Origin of the sequence: Pseudomonas sp. MF7453 (assembly GCF_016405455.1) — a bacterium.
Lineage (GTDB): Bacteria > Pseudomonadota > Gammaproteobacteria > Pseudomonadales > Pseudomonadaceae > Aquipseudomonas > Aquipseudomonas paralactis.
This window is the reverse complement of the sequence record NZ_JAEKCN010000006.1, coordinates 280,618-297,498: the sequence shown is the minus strand read 5'-3', so window position 1 is coordinate 297,498 and position 16,881 is coordinate 280,618. Positions and strand designations below refer to the sequence as shown.

General features: G+C 56.4%; 15 protein-coding genes. 7 read left to right on the top strand and 8 right to left on the bottom strand.

The window, feature by feature from the left end; translation table 11 throughout:
- Positions 1-52 precede the first annotated feature (52 nt).
- From JFT63_RS12120 to JFT63_RS12105, 4 genes are all read left to right on the top strand, one after another.
- Positions 53-793 (top strand): SGNH/GDSL hydrolase family protein, encoded by a 741-nt coding sequence (locus JFT63_RS12120; RefSeq protein ID WP_198844029.1) that lies wholly within the window; start codon positions 53-55, stop codon positions 791-793.
- A gap of 776 nt (positions 794-1,569) precedes the next feature.
- Complete coding sequence (locus JFT63_RS12115) at positions 1,570-1,995, top strand: structural protein (RefSeq protein WP_198844028.1); 426 nt, start codon at positions 1,570-1,572, stop codon at positions 1,993-1,995.
- The gene (locus tag JFT63_RS12110; protein WP_198844027.1) at positions 1,992-2,504 is read left to right on the top strand and encodes a lysis system i-spanin subunit Rz; all 513 of its coding nucleotides are present in this window, start codon (positions 1,992-1,994) and stop codon (positions 2,502-2,504) included. Before JFT63_RS12115 ends, JFT63_RS12110 begins: the two co-directional genes overlap by 4 nt.
- Before the next feature lie 178 nt (positions 2,505-2,682).
- Positions 2,683-3,756: a hypothetical protein gene (locus tag JFT63_RS12105; protein ID WP_198844026.1), complete on the top strand. Its 1,074-nt coding sequence runs from the start codon at positions 2,683-2,685 to the stop codon at positions 3,754-3,756.
- Here the strand turns inward: JFT63_RS12105 and JFT63_RS12100 are convergent.
- Entirely contained in the window at positions 3,743-4,426 is a 684-nt protein-coding gene (locus JFT63_RS12100) for an SOS response-associated peptidase family protein (RefSeq protein ID WP_198844025.1), read from the bottom strand. The two genes, JFT63_RS12105 and JFT63_RS12100, sit on opposite strands and share 14 nt — an antisense overlap.
- Before the next feature lie 83 nt (positions 4,427-4,509).
- Between JFT63_RS12100 and JFT63_RS12095 the strand changes: the two genes are divergently transcribed.
- Complete coding sequence (locus JFT63_RS12095; RefSeq protein WP_198844024.1) at positions 4,510-4,719, top strand: hypothetical protein; 210 nt, start codon at positions 4,510-4,512, stop codon at positions 4,717-4,719.
- On the opposite strand, the gene JFT63_RS12090 is transcribed toward JFT63_RS12095, so the two are convergent.
- Positions 4,711-5,064, bottom strand: a complete 354-nt coding sequence (locus tag JFT63_RS12090; protein WP_198844023.1) for a hypothetical protein — start codon at positions 5,062-5,064, stop codon at positions 4,711-4,713. The genes JFT63_RS12095 and JFT63_RS12090 overlap by 9 nt on opposite strands.
- Positions 5,065-5,539: 475 nt before the next feature.
- Here JFT63_RS12090 and JFT63_RS12085 point away from each other — a divergent pair, with 475 nt between their 5' ends.
- Positions 5,540-6,265: a DUF4377 domain-containing protein gene (locus JFT63_RS12085; protein WP_233102290.1), complete on the top strand. Its 726-nt coding sequence runs from the start codon at positions 5,540-5,542 to the stop codon at positions 6,263-6,265.
- A 589-nt stretch (positions 6,266-6,854) separates the two neighbouring features.
- Positions 6,855-7,838, top strand: coding sequence for a GlxA family transcriptional regulator (locus JFT63_RS12080; protein WP_198844059.1), 984 nt, complete (start codon positions 6,855-6,857; stop codon positions 7,836-7,838).
- Here JFT63_RS12080 and JFT63_RS12075 read toward each other — a convergent pair.
- The 6 genes from JFT63_RS12075 to JFT63_RS12050 form a co-directional block, all read right to left on the bottom strand.
- Entirely contained in the window at positions 7,831-9,765 is a 1,935-nt protein-coding gene (locus JFT63_RS12075) for a pepsin-like aspartic protease (protein ID WP_198844021.1), read from the bottom strand. The genes JFT63_RS12080 and JFT63_RS12075 overlap by 8 nt on opposite strands.
- 144 nt (positions 9,766-9,909) lie before the next feature.
- A complete protein-coding gene (locus JFT63_RS12070) occupies positions 9,910-11,268 on the bottom strand; it encodes an MFS transporter (protein ID WP_198844020.1) in 1,359 nt (452 codons plus the stop codon).
- A gap of 21 nt (positions 11,269-11,289) precedes the next feature.
- Positions 11,290-12,111 (bottom strand): aspartate/glutamate racemase family protein, encoded by an 822-nt coding sequence (locus tag JFT63_RS12065; protein ID WP_186560663.1) that lies wholly within the window; start codon positions 12,109-12,111, stop codon positions 11,290-11,292.
- Positions 12,112-12,141: 30 nt separating this feature from the next.
- Positions 12,142-13,032 carry a hypothetical protein gene (locus JFT63_RS12060; RefSeq protein ID WP_057703414.1) on the bottom strand — a complete coding sequence of 297 codons (891 nt, stop codon included), beginning with the start codon at positions 13,030-13,032 and terminating at the stop codon, positions 12,142-12,144.
- 65 nt (positions 13,033-13,097) lie between these two features.
- Positions 13,098-14,756, bottom strand: coding sequence for a hydantoinase B/oxoprolinase family protein (locus tag JFT63_RS12055; protein ID WP_198844019.1), 1,659 nt, complete (start codon positions 14,754-14,756; stop codon positions 13,098-13,100).
- 12 nt (positions 14,757-14,768) lie between these two features.
- On the bottom strand, positions 14,769-16,847 hold the full coding sequence (locus JFT63_RS12050) for a hydantoinase/oxoprolinase family protein (protein ID WP_233102289.1): 2,079 nt from the start codon (positions 16,845-16,847) through the stop codon (positions 14,769-14,771).
- Between the last annotated feature and the right edge of the window lie 34 nt (positions 16,848-16,881).

Below are 16,881 nucleotides of genomic sequence, written 5' to 3'. Positions count from 1 at the left end.
TCCACGAGGGAGGCGTTCTGATATCATCCGCTTTCTAATCGGAGCTATTTCAATGCAAGGCAAGCTTTTTCTATCTGCGCTGTTGCTTTCCGGCTGCGCTTTGGCCGACCAATCTCAACTCGACCAGCACGTAAAATGCCCAGTGTCTTCGGGCAAAACGTACCGGGTTCTTTTCGTCGGTGACAGCATAACTCGACATGGCTTCAACAAAGATACGATCCGCGATCTAGGTTGGTCTCATACCTCAGGAATGGGCGCGTCCAGCGCAAAGACTGACTATGTGAATCAGTTGGTGTCTATGATCGCTAAAGATCGAAACCAATACGTTGTCAAGTGTTACCACACCTACGGCGGTAGTGGGTCTGTAGCTGAGCGTATATCCGGGTTGCCGATGGTATCGGATACCAATCCAGATCTGGTTGTCCTGCAGCTTGGCGAGCATGACAATGCCACTGCAGATCCGGTTTTGTTTCACCGACAATACGCGACTCTGGTGCGCCAGGTGCGAGCCATGCCTAGCAAGCCAAAGGTAATTGCACTAGGTCCATGGTCTCTCGCGCCACTGAACGCAAATGGTGAATACAGCGACGAGACCGCTGCGGTGCAGCGCGAAATGTACGGCGTCGCCATTGAGGAGAGCCTTCAATACATGTCGGTGATGGATCTCGCTGCAATCCCTGAGGCGCACGGCTGGGGCAAGTCTGAAGGCGTAAGGTGGCACCCAAATGACCTTGGTCATGCCATGTACGCAGCTAGACTCTTTAGGCTCTACAAGGCTGTTCAAGTAGAGTAAACAATGCAACAAGCCCGGCAAAACTGTCGGGCTTGTTTATTTCGGCAATGTCTGTGTCGATTGTGAAGTAACCCGTCGGTATGCAGTGCTAGTCCTTTGATTTGAGGTCAAAGGCTCGTCTCCTAATAATCTCCTCATTCGCGGGTGATATTTGACATAACCTATCGACTATCTTCCGACCTATGTCTTCTACCCCGTCAACTATCTGTTGTATATTAAATGCTTCACCACGGAAGTAGTAAGTTCTATTTTCTGGGTTGAAGTGATGAATTATATCTCCATCTCCAATGTACGGGCCTTGTATGAGTTCGCGGGAGCCTATCATTTTCAATATGATACTTCTGTTAAAGGATGATTCGGCCCATTCATCTAACCTTTCGTCATAATGTTCGAAATGGTCTCTCAGCTTACGTTGCCTAACGCTGTGATCATCTTCCACCCCTACGGAATTTCTTAGATAGTCTCCGCGTGCCTTGGAACGGGCTTTTGATAGTTTGTTTGGGGATCCGGGCGGCCAAAACATTCTGGAAACGGCGGCTGAGTGATTTATAAGCGCCGTTATATGGTCGAAAGGGTCGCAATCGTCTTGGTGGGCCATTGCATAGTTAAAGCGTACCGTGGAGATCATGCATAACTTACAGTCTTGTAGCGCTTGCTCTAAATATGTTCTTTCTAAGTCTTGTTCCATGATCGCTCCGTAGTTCTGGTTTTCTGTTGTGACTATATATGGCTAGCTGAGGTTTCTCGAGTTTTTCCAATTTTTGAGAGAGGTGATTATGTCAGTAAAAGAGTCCCGTGGGGTTCGCAATCGCAACCCAGGCAATATTGAATACGCTCCAAATAACCACTGGCAGGGCCAGCTGAAACCAGATTTTTCAATTGAGAAGAGATTTGCCCGTTTTGATACACCTGAAAATGGTATTCGGGCGTTGGCTAGAGTCCTGCTGTCGTACCAGCGTAAGCATGGTCTGAAGACCGTGAAGGCGATCATCAGCCGGTGGGCACCATCGGTAGAGAATGACACCGCCGCCTACGTGCGTGCCATCGAATCTAGCACCGGCACCCGCCCTGGCGCCGAAATTGAACTGGATCAGCCGGCGGTGATGGCCGGCTTCGTCAAAGCGATCATTCACCACGAGAACGCAGGGTACGTATATCCGGATCGGATAGTCGCAGAAGGCGTGCGGCGGGCTCTGGCATGACGCCGGTTCAGAAGCTGGCCGGGATGGTGGCGCTGATTGTGCTGCTGATGGCCTGTGCCGCTGGCGTTACTTGGCAGGTGCAGGACTGGCGCATGGGCAAAAAACTCGTCGAGCAGGCCGGCCTACACAAGGATGATTTGGCCGCGATCAGTAACGCCGCCGCTGGCCAAGCTCGCGCCGAGCAGCAAAAGCGACTGGCCGCGGAGCAACAGCTCGCGCTCCAGGACCAACAACACAGAAAGGAATTATTCGATGCCCAGCGCAACCAGGCTCGCCTGCGTGACCAGCTTGCTACTTCTGATGTCCGGCTGTCAGTCCTCGTCGAGGATTCAGCCAGTGGTTGCAACGTGCCTGCCACCCCCAGCGCCGTCGGCGTGGTTCATGCAGCCCGTCGAGCCCAACTTGACCCAGCGCATGCTCAAAGAATTGTCGCCATTACCGATGAAGGGGATAACGCCATAATTGCATTGCGTGCATGCCAAGCTCACGTCAAGGAAATTATGAATTGATAGCACGCTACACGCCCCTGGCGATTGTCAGCGTCAAGGGCTGCCGAGCGTATCTCATGAAAGTCTCCCGCTCACTTACCAAGGCCTGATTGGTCTTTAAATTACTTCATCTAAGGCTGAATTTAGGCGATGATGGGATCAATCGTCAGAAATTAAGAATAAGGCTTGGAGCATTGTCATGATAGACGGAATATTCTTGATGTTTTCAGTTGTGCTGGCTGTATTTATATCTTTAATTTTGGTTGCGTGCTTTGTTGGGAAGGGGACTTTGAGGAGTTTTAGAGTTACTTCAATTTTGAAGCTTGATACGAGTAAAGGTCTGATTCATCAGGGCTTGTTATGGCTGTCTATTTTTACTCCCCTCGCAGTGGCGATTTCTTTGGGGCTCTGGGTTTGGCCTAAATATAGTTTCGAACTGTCACCAGCAGGTTTTAAGAATTTTATCGATATTAGTATTTTGCCATTGGCTGTTATGTCGTTGTCGTTGCCTCTGTCTGGATTAGTTTCACGATTTCATTCAACGCAGCAAACGGCTAAACAAATTGAGGTAGTTAGTTTCAAAAATAATTTAGATGCTTTCTATACTCACAGGAAGGAAATGCTGGCCTATTTCTCTGCTATCCAAGACGTAGATTATCTGGGGGTCGAGATATTCAAATATCATTTGCACCCCGTATTACACGTCCGATTCTTTTCAGGCGCGCCTGAAAATGGGCTTCCAAAGATTGAGGTTGATTCTTTTGAGGCAGTCAATGCGCAGATAATATCAGGTGCTAAATTTCTTAAGTCTGTATTGGTGCCAGGTGGCGTAAGTTCATTTTCTACACTGGACGCTTATTTGCAAGCGTGTAAGAGTATCTGCCTTGCTGCTAATAGTCTTCACCTTACACAGGTTACTAGAGGATTTGTTTCTCGAGGGGTGTTAGTTAGGAGTGAAGGGTGTGCACCTCCAAAGTATGATTTTATAACTTTAGGTACGAGCACTTTGGATGTTCTTGCTGCAATAAGGTTTACCAAAGATTTTTACGACAATCTATGTGATTTTGCAGGATATCCAAGGTCCGTAATACCAGAAAATTTGGAAATGGTTTTCCAAGGTGGACAGAGCATTCTCGATGGCAACTTGGAAATAGAGAGATTGCATGAATCGGAAATCGCTCATCTTATCGAAATCAGGCGTGCTTCCTACGATGAAAATCATCCACTGTCGCTACAAGCAACGCCTGTTTTTAGTGAATCTATAAAGGTTTAACGCGTATTAATTCAGGCCCTTTGTTTCGCACGTTGCCCACGGCTGTGTCTACCTTGAACCACTCGAATACTTCGGACGGTTCGCCCTGGTGCAGCACCATCTGTTCGGCGCGCTCCTTGGGCGTGGCCGGATCCAACCATTCCCGGGCTAGGGCCGGGGTCAGCACCACGGGCCGTCGGTCGTGAATATCCACCATGCCCCCGGCACTGTCGGCGGTGATGATCACGAATCCGTCGTGCTCGCCTGGACCTTCGTCAGCATCTGGTAGCTGGCCAATGGCGGCGCAGAATATCGGTGCACCATCGCGCCTGCGGATCAGGTACGGCTGCTTCTTGGGTCCGCCTTCATCCACCCACTCAAACCAGTTGTCGAGGGGCGTAATTGCCCGGTGCGGCCAGATCGCCCTGAAGAACGGACCATGCGCCACTTTCTCCACCCGCGCATTGATCGGCGCTGCGCGGTCTTTCGCCCAGTGCGGCCGCCATCCCCAGCGCACTGGATCGGCGTGGAGCAGGTCACCCTGCAGGTGCAGCAGTGCAACCGCAGTTGATGGCGCCACGTTGTAGCGCTCTATCGGCTGATCCCCCACGGAGTTCGCCAGCGCATTGGGCATACTCAGCGCTGCAACGAAGTCATGAATTCCCCGATACTGTGAAAGTCTTCCGCACATAAGCATCTCCGCTCGTCGGCGCCGATGAACAGCCGGTCCTCGGCCAATCTCTACACTGTAGACACTGGCCCGAGGTATTCGTCATGGCGATCAACGTTGATCAGGTGAACGCAATGGAGGCGTGGTTTGCGCTGCTTAACGATCCAGCCTTCATATCGGCCACGCCTGAAGAGCGCTACGAAACGCGACTGGCCCTGGCTGACGACCTCAAGCAACAGGGGCTGATTAACGAAGGTGAGTGGCGCGAGCTGAATGAGGAGGCGGTCGCGGCCTATGCCGACGAGTTAGGCTAATGGCTGCTTGTAAACGCTAAGCTCGAGCAGCAGTCGCTGATTTTCCCTGAGCAGATGGTCGCGCTGCCCGGTGATGATCTTCACGCTTTGCACTGAGGCAAACGAGTACTGTTGTTCCAGCGTACTGATCTTTTCCAGCGCCTCGGCGAGCTTTCCTTCGGCCTCGGCCTTACCTGTCATGAGCAGGTCATTCATCTGCACCAGGCCGGCGATATTCGCCCGCGCTCGACGCAGCATGCGCTCGGTCTCCACCAGCTCATCGACTAAGATTGAGCATTGGTGCTGGTACATCTCAAGGGGAGTGGGGCAGCCGAGCCAATCATCGGTGTCCATGTCTACGTTCATAGCGTGAACCTCGTATACTGTATGCGTGTACAGTAATCGAGGTTCAGAAGTGATGCGATTTCAGCCGACGAAGCGTAGTAAATCCATTCCGCAATCAAATGTGTTCGGCCCGTGAACATTGGTCTGCGCCGCCCGTGGAAATACTATTATGCGGAATGGGAAAATCTATAAGCAATTGAAAAATAACCCTTTTATTGGGGATTGCAAATCCGCCTACGCCGGTTCGATTCCGACCTCGGCCTCCACTCTTGGAAACCCCGTAGATTAACGTCTACGGGGTTTTTTATTGTCTGTGATTTGGCAACGCTTCCAGCGCCCTTATTCAGTGCGTATGTTGGCAAGCGCAGGACTATGTCCGTACTTATCAAAGCTAAGCGAGAGAACCATGAAACAAAACATTCTTCTTGCAGCCGTTTGTGCTGCACTGATCCAGGGCTGTGCCTCCACCTCCCCAAGCCATGAGGACTCGCCCTCCATGCTCACGACTACCTCGGCTGCTGTCGCCCAGCCCGCTTTACCCGCTTACTACTGGGACCTGGTCTCGGCCAATGATGCCGCGGGTAAACCGCTCGCCGTTCTGAATAAAGGCATCGAGCGCAAGCTGCGCGTTTCCTTCGGCGACAGGAATCTGAGCATCAGCGGCGGCTGCAACGGTCAATTCGGTGGCTATCAGTATCAGGACGGGGTATTGAAGGTGCAGTCACTGGCTTCAACGCTTATGGCCTGCGACAAGAACCTGATGGACCTTGACGCAGAGGTCGCCCGACTGTTCAAGGGCGATCTGCGCGCTGTCATCACCGGCGATAACACGGCGCCGATGCTGCAACTGACTACAGCCGACGGCTCGGTGCTCAAGCTGCAGGGCGAGGCTACGCCACAGACGCGTTACGGGAGCGAGGGAGAGGTCAAGTTCCTGGAGGTAGCTGCCAAGACCGTCAAATGCAGTCACCCGATGATCCCTGATTATCAGTGTCTGCAGGTGCGCGAGCGGCGCTACGATGACGCCGGCCTGCAACTTGCGACCCAGGACGCATGGCATCCGCTGTATCAGCCTATCGAAGGCTTCGAGCATCATGACGGCGTGCGCACTGTACTGCGGGTCAAGCAATACCAATGGAAGAATCCTCCCGCAGACGCGCCTTCGAAGGTCTATGTACTGGATATGGTGGTCGAGCAGGACGCTTCCGGGGCAGGGAAGTAAAGGACACTCACGGCAGGTCGGTATCCATTCGATTCTGACCTGCGCCCACACGCCCGGCGATTAAGCGTGCAACCCTTTTGACAGGGTAGTCATACCAGTGCGCAGGGAAAAATCCCAGGCAAAGAAAAGCCCGCGATGGGGGGCGGGCTAAAAGGGATGTTTTCAGGAGCTGTAAGCACCATAGGCGATCGTCTGTGAAAGCTTTGTGAAACGCGCTCCTGAATCGAAATGCGCCTAGACCGGCGAGATAGTCGCCAGCATGCCAATACCAATGGTCAGCACCAAAAAGCCGAACAGGAAAATTGCCATCTTGGTCATAAGGCCTCCGAAGGGAAGGGGACGACAGGAATGTCGGGATGAGGGTATTGTCCGCCTGTAGGCGTTTTCAATACAGGCGCAGATAGAAAAGAAAAAACCGTATCAGATTAAGCCCGAGCGCCTAAGCCGCGGCTTTTCACGCCAACAGTTTTTATAAAGATCAGCGCCATCCCCTGAGACAGCCACCGCATTTGCACCTAAGATAGCGCCCACTGCATCAACAAAAAGAGTGGGCCCACCCTCAATGGAAAGACGCCAATTCAGCGGTGGCATGCAAGGCAAGAACCTGCGCTACCTCAATGACACCTCCCGGCAATCGGCGCCGGTCACCCGCGTCGGTTTCCTGCTGCTTGAACACTTCTCTCTGCCCGCTTTCACCCAGACCCTGGACACACTGGTGACCGCCAACCTGCTGCGCCCCGAGCTGTTTGCTTCACGCACCTTCGGTTGGGGCGAAGGCGAAGTCATCAGTGACCTGGGCCTGGTCATCCGGTCCGATGCGAGCCTGGAACTGTCGGCATTGCCGGACCTGGATCTGCTGGTTATCTGCGGGGGGTTCCGCACCGAACTCAAGGCCAGCGAGCCGTTTATCCAGCTGTTACGCAGCGCGGCCGAGGCGGGTGTCAGCCTGGCGGGTTTGTGGAACGGCTCGTGGTTTCTCGGTCGTGCCGGCCTGTTGCAGGGCTATCGCTGCGCCATTCACCCCGAGCACCGTCCGGCGCTGGCGGAAGTGTCCAAAGGCGCCCAGGTCACCAGCGAGCCCTACGTGATCGACCGTGATCGCCTCACTGCGTCCAGCCCCTCCGGTGCTTTCCACATGGCGCTGGATTGGATCAAGAGCCTGCATGGCAAAGCATTGGTCGAAGGTATCGAAGATATCCTGGCGTTCGAAGAGTCGCGCTATCGCCGTATCAAACCCACCGAAAACGTCTGTGTCAGCGCACCGCTGCGTGAAGTGGTGAAGTTGATGGACGCCAACCTCGAAGAACCTCTGGAACTCGACCAACTCGCCGTCTATGCCGGTCGCTCCCGCCGCCAACTGGAGCGCCTGTTCAAGGAGCAACTGGGAACTACGCCGCAACGCTACTACATGGAATTGCGTGTGACTGAAGCGCGGCGCCTGTTGCAGCATACCGAGCTGTCCCAGGTGGATGTGCTGGTGGCTTGCGGGTTTGTCTCGCCGAGCCATTTCAGTAAGTGCTACAGCGCGTATTTCGGTTACAGGCCCTCGAAGGAAAAAAGGTTGGTCAAGTAGCGCGGATGAAACTCAATGGCGAAATTTTCGTTGCCAGGTACGCCTGTGCCGGCACGCCAGGAACACTTGTTAGCACAAGTAGACTCAAGGTGCTCTGTGCCAGGTCCAATGTGCCACTCAGTGTCGCAAGCGTTGCGTCCGGGGTATTGCTGACGGTCAAACTCACGGATTGAAACGCAAGCTTGCTCGCTACTGCATTGATATCGGTAAAACCGCATACGTCGACGACAGCATCGCTAGCGCTGGATGTCAGATACCCCCGAACCACCCCAAAGCGATACTGACGTTCAGACTCGACCGTCAGCGTCAGGGTTGTTCCATCATGGGCGATCCAGCGCCCCGCCAAATCGTTGTCGACAGGTATTGATTCGATAGTGTGACCGGGGTTGGCAAGTGATGGATTTGCCACTCGACGATAAACCAGTTTGTCGATGTAGGTTCCACGGCCCGCCAAGTCTGGAAAATCACTGGACGCGATCAACAGGTGCGAGAGTGTTAGCACATCGCCTTTGTCGCCGGTACTCAGCTGCCCGCTTAACCCCGAGACCCAATTCCAACTTGGATCGCTGGTTTTTTCGTCAAGGTCGTGCCACTCGATAGCCAGCGACAGCGGCTGGTTTTCAGCGTGCGTGGCGCCTGTTTTCGATGAAAAACCGCTGATTGCGTAATGCCCAGTTGAACCTGTTGAAGATTGATAAGTGCCGAAGACTTGCTGGCCCGAGACCTGCAGGGACATCAAGGAGCCATAGTCGTTCTGCCACGTCCCCGCGACTGAGACAGTTGCGTCAGCAGAGTTCGGCAGGGTGGTCCTGCCGTTGAGCACCGTTCGCTCGCCGGCTATGAAGCGCTTCGAAGACGATTGCGTAATGATCTGAGGCCCGTCAGGGCGATTAAACAACCAGATGCCCACCGGGGCCAGGGAATAAACCGTGTTAGAGCATTTCACCACTTGGTATTCATACACCGTATAGCAGTGTTCCATCACCACCGACCCCACCAGTACCAGGTCGCGAAGCCCCAGAGCATTGAACTGAGGCAGCACTTGGCCTTTTTGCGGGCCTTCTTCGATCAGGCAGTTGTACAGGTCGGCACCCAGGGTGATTTCCCCGTCTGCAAATCCCAGCACAACCTTGGGATGGTCGCCCACGGCAATACGGGCAAGGGTTTGGCGCATCAGTGTGTCATCGCCCTTGAACCGCGAAGAGCCGGAATCGATAGCAAACTTTATATTGGACGCCAGTTGCTCTGAGCCGACTGAATAAGACTTCAGTTCGGCTGACCAGATGTATTCCACTCCAGGCAAGGAAGTGTAGACGGACCAGGGCAAAAACAGGTGTGGGCCTTGGGTTTTCGATGGGTCGACGGCCCCCATTTGGCAGCTGCCATTGCGCTCGCGGCTGTTGTAGTCAAACGTCACAAAAGGGTAAGCAGGGTCCAACTGCCCCTCACGCATCAACGTCTGGAGCACAAACGAACTGCGACCTTCCACATACGCACTGCTGCAAGGCAAGCCAAGTGCGCCGTCCCAGTCGAGCTGTTTGAATTGCTCGCCTTCATAGGCAGCGGCCAAAAACAGCTGAGTGTCCAGGTGAGCGCCTGCAGGAGTAGTCAATACGTCTGAGGCAGACTCAACTTGCATGGTGCCCCATGGGCCAAAGCTGTAGGGCCGCTGCAGGCAATCGGTGAAACTGAAGGTGCTGGAAGCTTCTACGTCAAAACGGCCACCCGCATAATGCACACACTGATCGTCACGGCAGAGCGTCGACGTGATCCAGTTGATATTAGTGCCTGAGTCGATGGCAAACTTCAGCGATTGCGCCGGCGTGCCGAGTAGGATCGTGCAATACCAGGGCGACGCGCCGTTGTTTTGAAAGGGGCCGCGCTGCATGGGGAAAACTACGTGGCTTGGCGAGGGGGGATGGTTCATGGGAACTCCGTTTCCAAGGGGAATGTAGGCCTCCCGACTGATGTCGGGAGGGGGCTTGGAAGGTATTCAATCCGGGTTCGCTGCCGGCGAATGCCAGCAGCGTGCCTTCGGGCTAGTCGGATTCGACGGTGAAACAAGAAGGCTTCAACGCAACACCTCACCTTCCGTTTCGGGGATGAATATGGCGAGCACCACAGTGACCAATAAAAAACCGTTGATGATGGTGGTGGTCAGGTTGAACGAGGAGCCATAGGCGATCAGCGCACCGATCAGTGAGGGCGCCAGCACGTTCGCCACGCGTTGCGCGAAGATGGCCCAACCGTAGCCCACTGTGCGCAGGGCCGTGGGGTACAGCTCGCCGATCCAGGCCCCCCATACTCCCCATGCCCCAAGGCTGAAAAAGGCCAGGGCGAAGTTGCTCAGATAGAGCATCTCCAGGCTCTGGGCGTTGGCGAAGCTGTAACCGGCAAGCACCGATGCGCCAATGAACATCACAATGGTTTTTTTCCGCCCCAGGCGCCCCGTCAAATAAGACGCGGCCATGTACCCTGGGATCATGCATAGCGCCGATAACGCAATAAAACCATAGCTTTGGGGCAGGCTCAGGCCGCGCTGTTGCAGCAACGTCGGTAGCCACGTTTGCAAGCCCCAGTAGCCCCACGAAAACGTGAAGTTGACGGCGATTTGCAGCAAACTGACTTTGAGCAGGGCGCCACGGAACAAGTCTCGCTGGCGACCAGAACTCGTACGATCAACCCGCAGCTCACATTCTGCTGGTATGTTCACCGTGCCTCGACTCAATGTATCGATTGTTGCCCTGGCGTCTTCCTGACGACCCACCGACGTCAGCCAATAAGGCGATTCCGGTACCCAGCGTGCTACGGCAATCGCCCATAACCCGCCGAGCGAACTCAAGAAGATTATGGCGCGCCAACCTTGCGGCAGTAGCCACACCGTGGCGCCCAAAGCCAGCAACATGCCGATCGGCCAGCCCGACGCGAGATACACCGTCAATGCACCGCGGTGACGCACCGGCAGCAACTCCTGGAAATGCGCAAAGGTCACCACCATCATGCCCACGGCCGCGCCGCCAGAAAGTAATCGCAGGGCATATAGGGTTGAATAATCGGGTGCAAACGCGCTGGCCAGGGAGATCACCCCATAAGTGCCAAGGCTCCAGATAATCGCGCGTTTACGCCCAATCCTCTCGGCTACCTTGCCCCACGCCAACGCACCCAGCAGCATCCCGATGAACATCGCGCCGATCAGGTGGCCGACGGCGAGTGCATCCAGGGAAAACTCTGCGGCAATCAGCGGCGCGGTGTAGACGATGATCATCATTTCCCACGCTTCAATCGCAAACACACAGAACAGCACCAGACAGCACCGCAGATGGGTGCTTGTCAGTGGTACGTCTCTAAAGACATCTCCCACGTTGCGGTGTTGGGCCGCAGTACTCTGCTCCAAATGGGGTTGGTGCGGTTTCAAGGGAATATCACTCATGGTGGTGATCCTTTTTTAGGTTCAGGCTCTGACGCGGTTGCCGATGGGGGCGGGGCCCTGGAACAAACCGAAGCGTTCGATTTCGGCTTCCGGTGGCGGCTCACAACTGCCCACTCGGCTCGGCCGCCAGCCGAACCTGCGTTTCATGCCCGCCATGGCTTCGGCCACTTTGAAGGCCGCCACCACCGGGTCTATCACCGGCACGCCGACCTCCCTTTGCACCTCCTCGAAAAAGCCGAATTCAATGGTGCAACCCAGGATGATTGCCTCGGCGCCGTCCTCGTCGACTGCGCGATGGGCTTGCTCGATGATCTTTTGGCGGGTTAATGCGTGGTCCTGCTGGAACTCATCTACGCCCATGCCCAGCGGTCGCATTGAGGCCAACCTGTCGCCAGCACCATAGCCCTGGATCAGGGTGCGCATCTGCTCGATCCATTTGGTACGCCCGACAATGACGGAGAAACGATTGGCCAGGTGCGCGGCCACTTGCAGGCTCGCCTGGCAGGGCCCGATGACCAGGGTTCTACCGGAGATTTCTCGGGCATCCTCCAGTGCAGGATCGTAAAAACAGCCCAACACCAAGGCATCCACCCCTGAGTGTGCACAATCGCGGGCGATGCGCACCGTGCGCTCATAGGTGAGTGCCTCGTAGGCGCGGTATTCCAGGTGTGTCGGGGTTGGGGTCATATCAAACGACACCACCTCAACCTCGGTGGACGGTTGTTTGATGCTGTGCAGTAGCGCAGCGATAGGGGCGTCGAAGGTCGGGCAACCTATCGGATTGAGCCAGCGCACGATGACAGGCATGTCATGTGGCGCAAGAGTGCTTGTGGTGTCGTCCATACGGTATTCCTCATAGAAGATTGAGTGGCGCTAGAAAAACTTCACCAGTGCCATGGTCAAGCTATTGGAACGGGGCAGGTTGGCGCTGTGGTAGTAATCGAAGTTCAGGTTGCTTGACAGGTAGAACCCCTGTTTGCTGAAACCGGTGTAGGTCATTGCCGGGCCGATCTTGCCCTGGCGCGATTCCTTGAAGTCCGAAGCCGTATGGTTGTTGATGTGGTAGGCGTGATGCACACCGAGCCATAAGTCATCGCTTACCAAGTACCCGGCCGCAATGTTTGCAAACCACAGGCTGACACCGCCTTGAAGACGGGTGGGATCGCCGTTGCCAAGGTCGGTGGTGTGACGATTGCGCGCGGCGTAATGAATGCCGACCGGGGTGAAGGTGGCGGCGAAACGTCCTACGCGCAGATAGTTGGCGACGCTGAAGCTGGCACCATAGCGGTTGGCAAACGCGCCATATCCGGTGCCTTCATCGTTGCCGTTGGGAAACTCCAGCGAGAGGGTAGGGTTGACCCAGAATGTGGTGAAGTCATCGGCGCCGTACTCGCTGGTGGGTTGCACCACGTTGTAGTAATAGGCAAGGCCGACGTTGGGTGATGCAACGCCCCAGGAGCCATTGCTGCGCGTGTTGTTGGCTCCGGTGTAACCCGTATCGGCACCGACCCAGACTTGCAACTGATCACGCTGCGTTCCGGTAAAGCCGGTTTCGGAGAAGTACGTCAGGACCGTATTACTGCCCGCTCGTACGTCGCCATTATCCGTACGGTTGAACACTGGGAACGTTTCCAGCGCCCACTTTCCGGGAACCCCCGGTTGGGCGAAGCCGATGAACTGATCGCCCTGTGCCGTGGGTGTGAATCCAAAAATCAGGGCAAGCGCGGGCGCTACGCATAGATGCGATGGGTGTTGCAGTTTCATAGTGGTGCTCTCTTTTTGTTGTTGTTCTTGTAAGCCGAGCTTCAGGGCGCGCGATGCGCCCCAGGCTAAAGTGTCAGGCCGTAAACCAAGCGGGCTGTCGCGGCGTCGATATAGCCGTTTTTCAGATCCTCGCGAACGGCGTGCGGGTCTCGGCGGCTGGCGGGGCCGTACCCTCCGCCCGCGCCCGTGCGCACCCTGACCAGGTCGCCGGTATTCAAGGCGATGCCGCTGGCCATGCAGTAGCGCTCCTCTTGGCCGTCAACGCGGATGACTTCGACATAGTTGGGCGTGCCTTCGCCCCCTTGCTCCAGGCCCCACGGCGGTATGACCGAACGTGTGTAGCCGCAGGTCATGAAACTGGCGTCGGCGCGAATCCGGTAGTCGATGCATACGCCACGGCCACCGCGGAACTGGCCGTGCCCACCAGGCTCGTCATTGAGTTCCATGCGTTCGACATACAGCCCATAACGGGCTTCACACACTTCGGCGGGGCAGTTGTAAGTTTCGCCATGCAGCCCGGAGTAAACGGCGTTGTTGCCATCGCGGCCGGGTTCGGCACCCCAGCCGCCGATTTCCGGCTCTACCAGGGTGAACGGGCGGCCGGTGTCCGGGTGCACGCCGCCAATGATCGTGGCGCACACCGAGGCGAAATTGCCGGCGGGTAACCGCTCGGGAAATTGCTGAGCCAGACAGCGCAGGATCAGGTCGTGTACCCGGATCAGGTTCTCGAAATAAAAGCCTTCGGCAGCGGGCGGCAGCGCATCGAACAACGAGCCTGGACGTGTCAGCACCCTCAGGGGACGAAACGTACCGCCGTTGGTGATGCCCTGTGGCGCAGTCAATGCCTTGAACGCCATTTGCGCCGCGACTACCGCGCCGTCGCGACTGAGGTTGGTCGGGCCCAGACACTGGTCGGGGTTATCCCGCAGGTCGATCACCAGTTCGGTGCTACGGATATCTATGTGCACCTTGAACAGGCAGCCGTCATCTTGCGGCTCTTCAAGGCTCAGTTGCCCTTCAGGCAGCGCGGCGAGCGCCTTGAGCGAGACCTTCTCGCCCAGGTCCATGAAGTCGTTCATCGCCAGCAAAAACAGCGCCGTACCGTATTTTTGCGTGAGTTCGCGCAAGCGTGTTGCGCCGCCGCGAACGGCGGCGACCCCAGCCCAAAGGTCACCTTCCATGAAGTCTGGCATACGGGTGTTAGCGCGCAATATCTGCAAAACCGAACGGATTGGCTGGCCCTTGCTGATCAGCTTCACCGATGCCAGGCGCAGGCCCTCCTGAAAAATATCCGTGGCGTCCGTAGACAGCGAACCCGGCACTCGGCCACCCACATCGTTCCAGTGCGCAATGTTGGCGGTCCAGGCCACTAGATGACCGTCGGCAAATACCGGCATCGCCAAGACCACATCATTAAGGTGCGTCACCGCGCCATCATGAGGGTCGTTGCTGATAAAAACATCGCCGTCTTCGATGTCCTGTGGCAACGGATAATGCTGGCGGATTTTTTTTACCGCTTTATCCAGCACACCGACAAACGCCGGGATACCTGCGCCGGAACTGGCGATCTCGCCTTGGGCGTCGGTAATGCCTGTGCCCATATCCAACACTTCGTAAATCACCGGGCTCATGGCGGCTTTGCGCATCGCGGTGAACATCTCGTCGGCAATCGCCTGGAGTGAGTTCTGGATGATGTCGCGGGTAAAAATATCGAGGTTGCTCATGGCGAGACTCCGTCAGCCGTTGATCAAGATGTGCAGGTTGCCCAGGCGATCCACCTGCACGAGGTTGCCAGGGTGCACAACCACGGTGGTACCGGCGTCCTCGACAATGGCGGGCCCGGTAAACGTCATCAGGGGTTCGAGCAAGGCATAGTCGTAGAGAGTGGCCTCGTGAATGCCTTCCTGGGCGTAGTCGACGCGTCGCCGCCCCTTGCAGGCCTCACTCACCAAGCGCCCGGTAATCGGCAACGCCTGGGGTGCCAGCTTGCCGATCTGGGCAATGGCCACCAGATGAAAACCGATGATTTCAACGGGCGCTTGCAGGCTGTAGGTGTAGTGCTGTTCGTAAAGGTGGTGAAAGCGTTGTTCGATCGCCGCCCAGCCCGCATCAATGCGCTCGTGCGGGCCGAGCAGCACTTCTACCGAGTGCTCCTGGTTCTGGTAACGCAGCTTGCAATGAATCTGAACGTCGACATGCTGAGGGGGGATGGCTTGCGCGACGAACTGTTCGCGGGCCACGCACGTCAGCTCTTCCAGGAACTGTTGCGCTTGCTCGAGTTCGCCTTGGCGGGCGGTCTCGACAAAGCGATTGATAAACAGGTCGCGGCGCAAGTCTGAAAGGGTCATGCCCCAGGCCGAGAACACCGAGGCGCTGCGCGGGACGATGACTTTTTGCACACCTAATTCCTGGGCGAGTGCCACGGCATGCATGGCGCCACCACCGCCGAAGGCCATCAAGGTCAGTTCCCGTGGGTCATGTCCGCGACTCAACGACACCAGCTTTAACGCGTTGACCATATTGTCGTTGGCCAGGCGCACGATACCGCGCGCGATCTCCTCAGCGGGTAGTTGCAAACGTTGGCCCAGGGCGTTCAACCCGCGTACAACAGCGGGCAGGTCCGCCACCATGTCGCCGCCACAAAAGTAATCGGGGTTGATGCGCCCCAACATCAGGTTGGCGTCGGTTGTGGTGATCTGCGTGCCACCGTTGCCATAGGCCGCAGGGCCCGGCACGGCACCGGCGGACTCGGGGCCGACGTGCAGCTTGTCAAAGTCGTCCACCCAGGCGACCGAGCCCCCACCGTTGCCGATTTCCACCAGGTCGACCACGGGCACCATGATCGGGTAACCCGCATTGACCCTGTTACGCTCAATCCAGTAATCGGTCTTGATCGACACTTGCCCGTTGCGGATCAATGCACACTTGGCCGTGGTGCCGCCAATATCAAGGCCCAATACGTTGGGCTCGTCAATCAGCTGCCCCAGTTCGGCCGCCGCCCAAAAACCGCTAGCCGGGCCGGATTCGACCATGGTGATGGGGGTTTCCCGCGCATGCTCCACACTGTCGATGCCGCAGTTCGATTGCATGATGTACAACGGAGCCTTGTACCCACCGTCCCGCAAACCGTTGGCCAAGTCGTCCAGATAGCGTGCGGCGATGGGTTGGACATAGGCCGAAAGCACGGTCGTGCTGGAGCGCTCGTACTCACGCCATTCTCGGGTGATCTGATGAGAGGCCACCACGCTGACTTGCGGCCAGAGCCTGCGAACCTCTTCCAGCACGGCCTGTTCATGCGCAGGGTTGGCGTAGGCGTGCAGCAGGCAGATCGCGATGGCCTGCACGTTGTCGGCTCGAAAAGCTTCGATGATTTCGGCCACTTGCGCGAGGTCCAGGGGCTGGCGCTCCTGGCCATTGGTGTGCAGGCGCCCGGTGATTTCACGACGCAAATAGCGCGGTACGAACGGCGCCGGTTTCACCCACTTCAAGTTGAAGTAATCCGGGCGATTGGCGCGGGCGATCTCCAGCACATCGCGAAAGCCCCGGGTGGTGATCAACCCCGTCTTGACGCCTCGGCGTTCGGTCAAGGCATTGATGACCACGGTGGTGCCATGGGCCAGAAAGTCTACGGTAGCAAGGTTTACGTCGGCCTTGCGGATGACATTGAGCACGCCTTGGGCGAAGTTTGGTGGAGTGGTGTCTACCTTGGCTGTACGAATCGTCTGTTCGCCGGTCGCCGGATCGTTTTCGAAATACACGAGGTCGGTAAATGTCCCGCCGACATCGGTGGCCACGCGTACTGTTTTTCCGTCCATACCCACAGGGCATCTCCTGTTGTACTTATTGTTG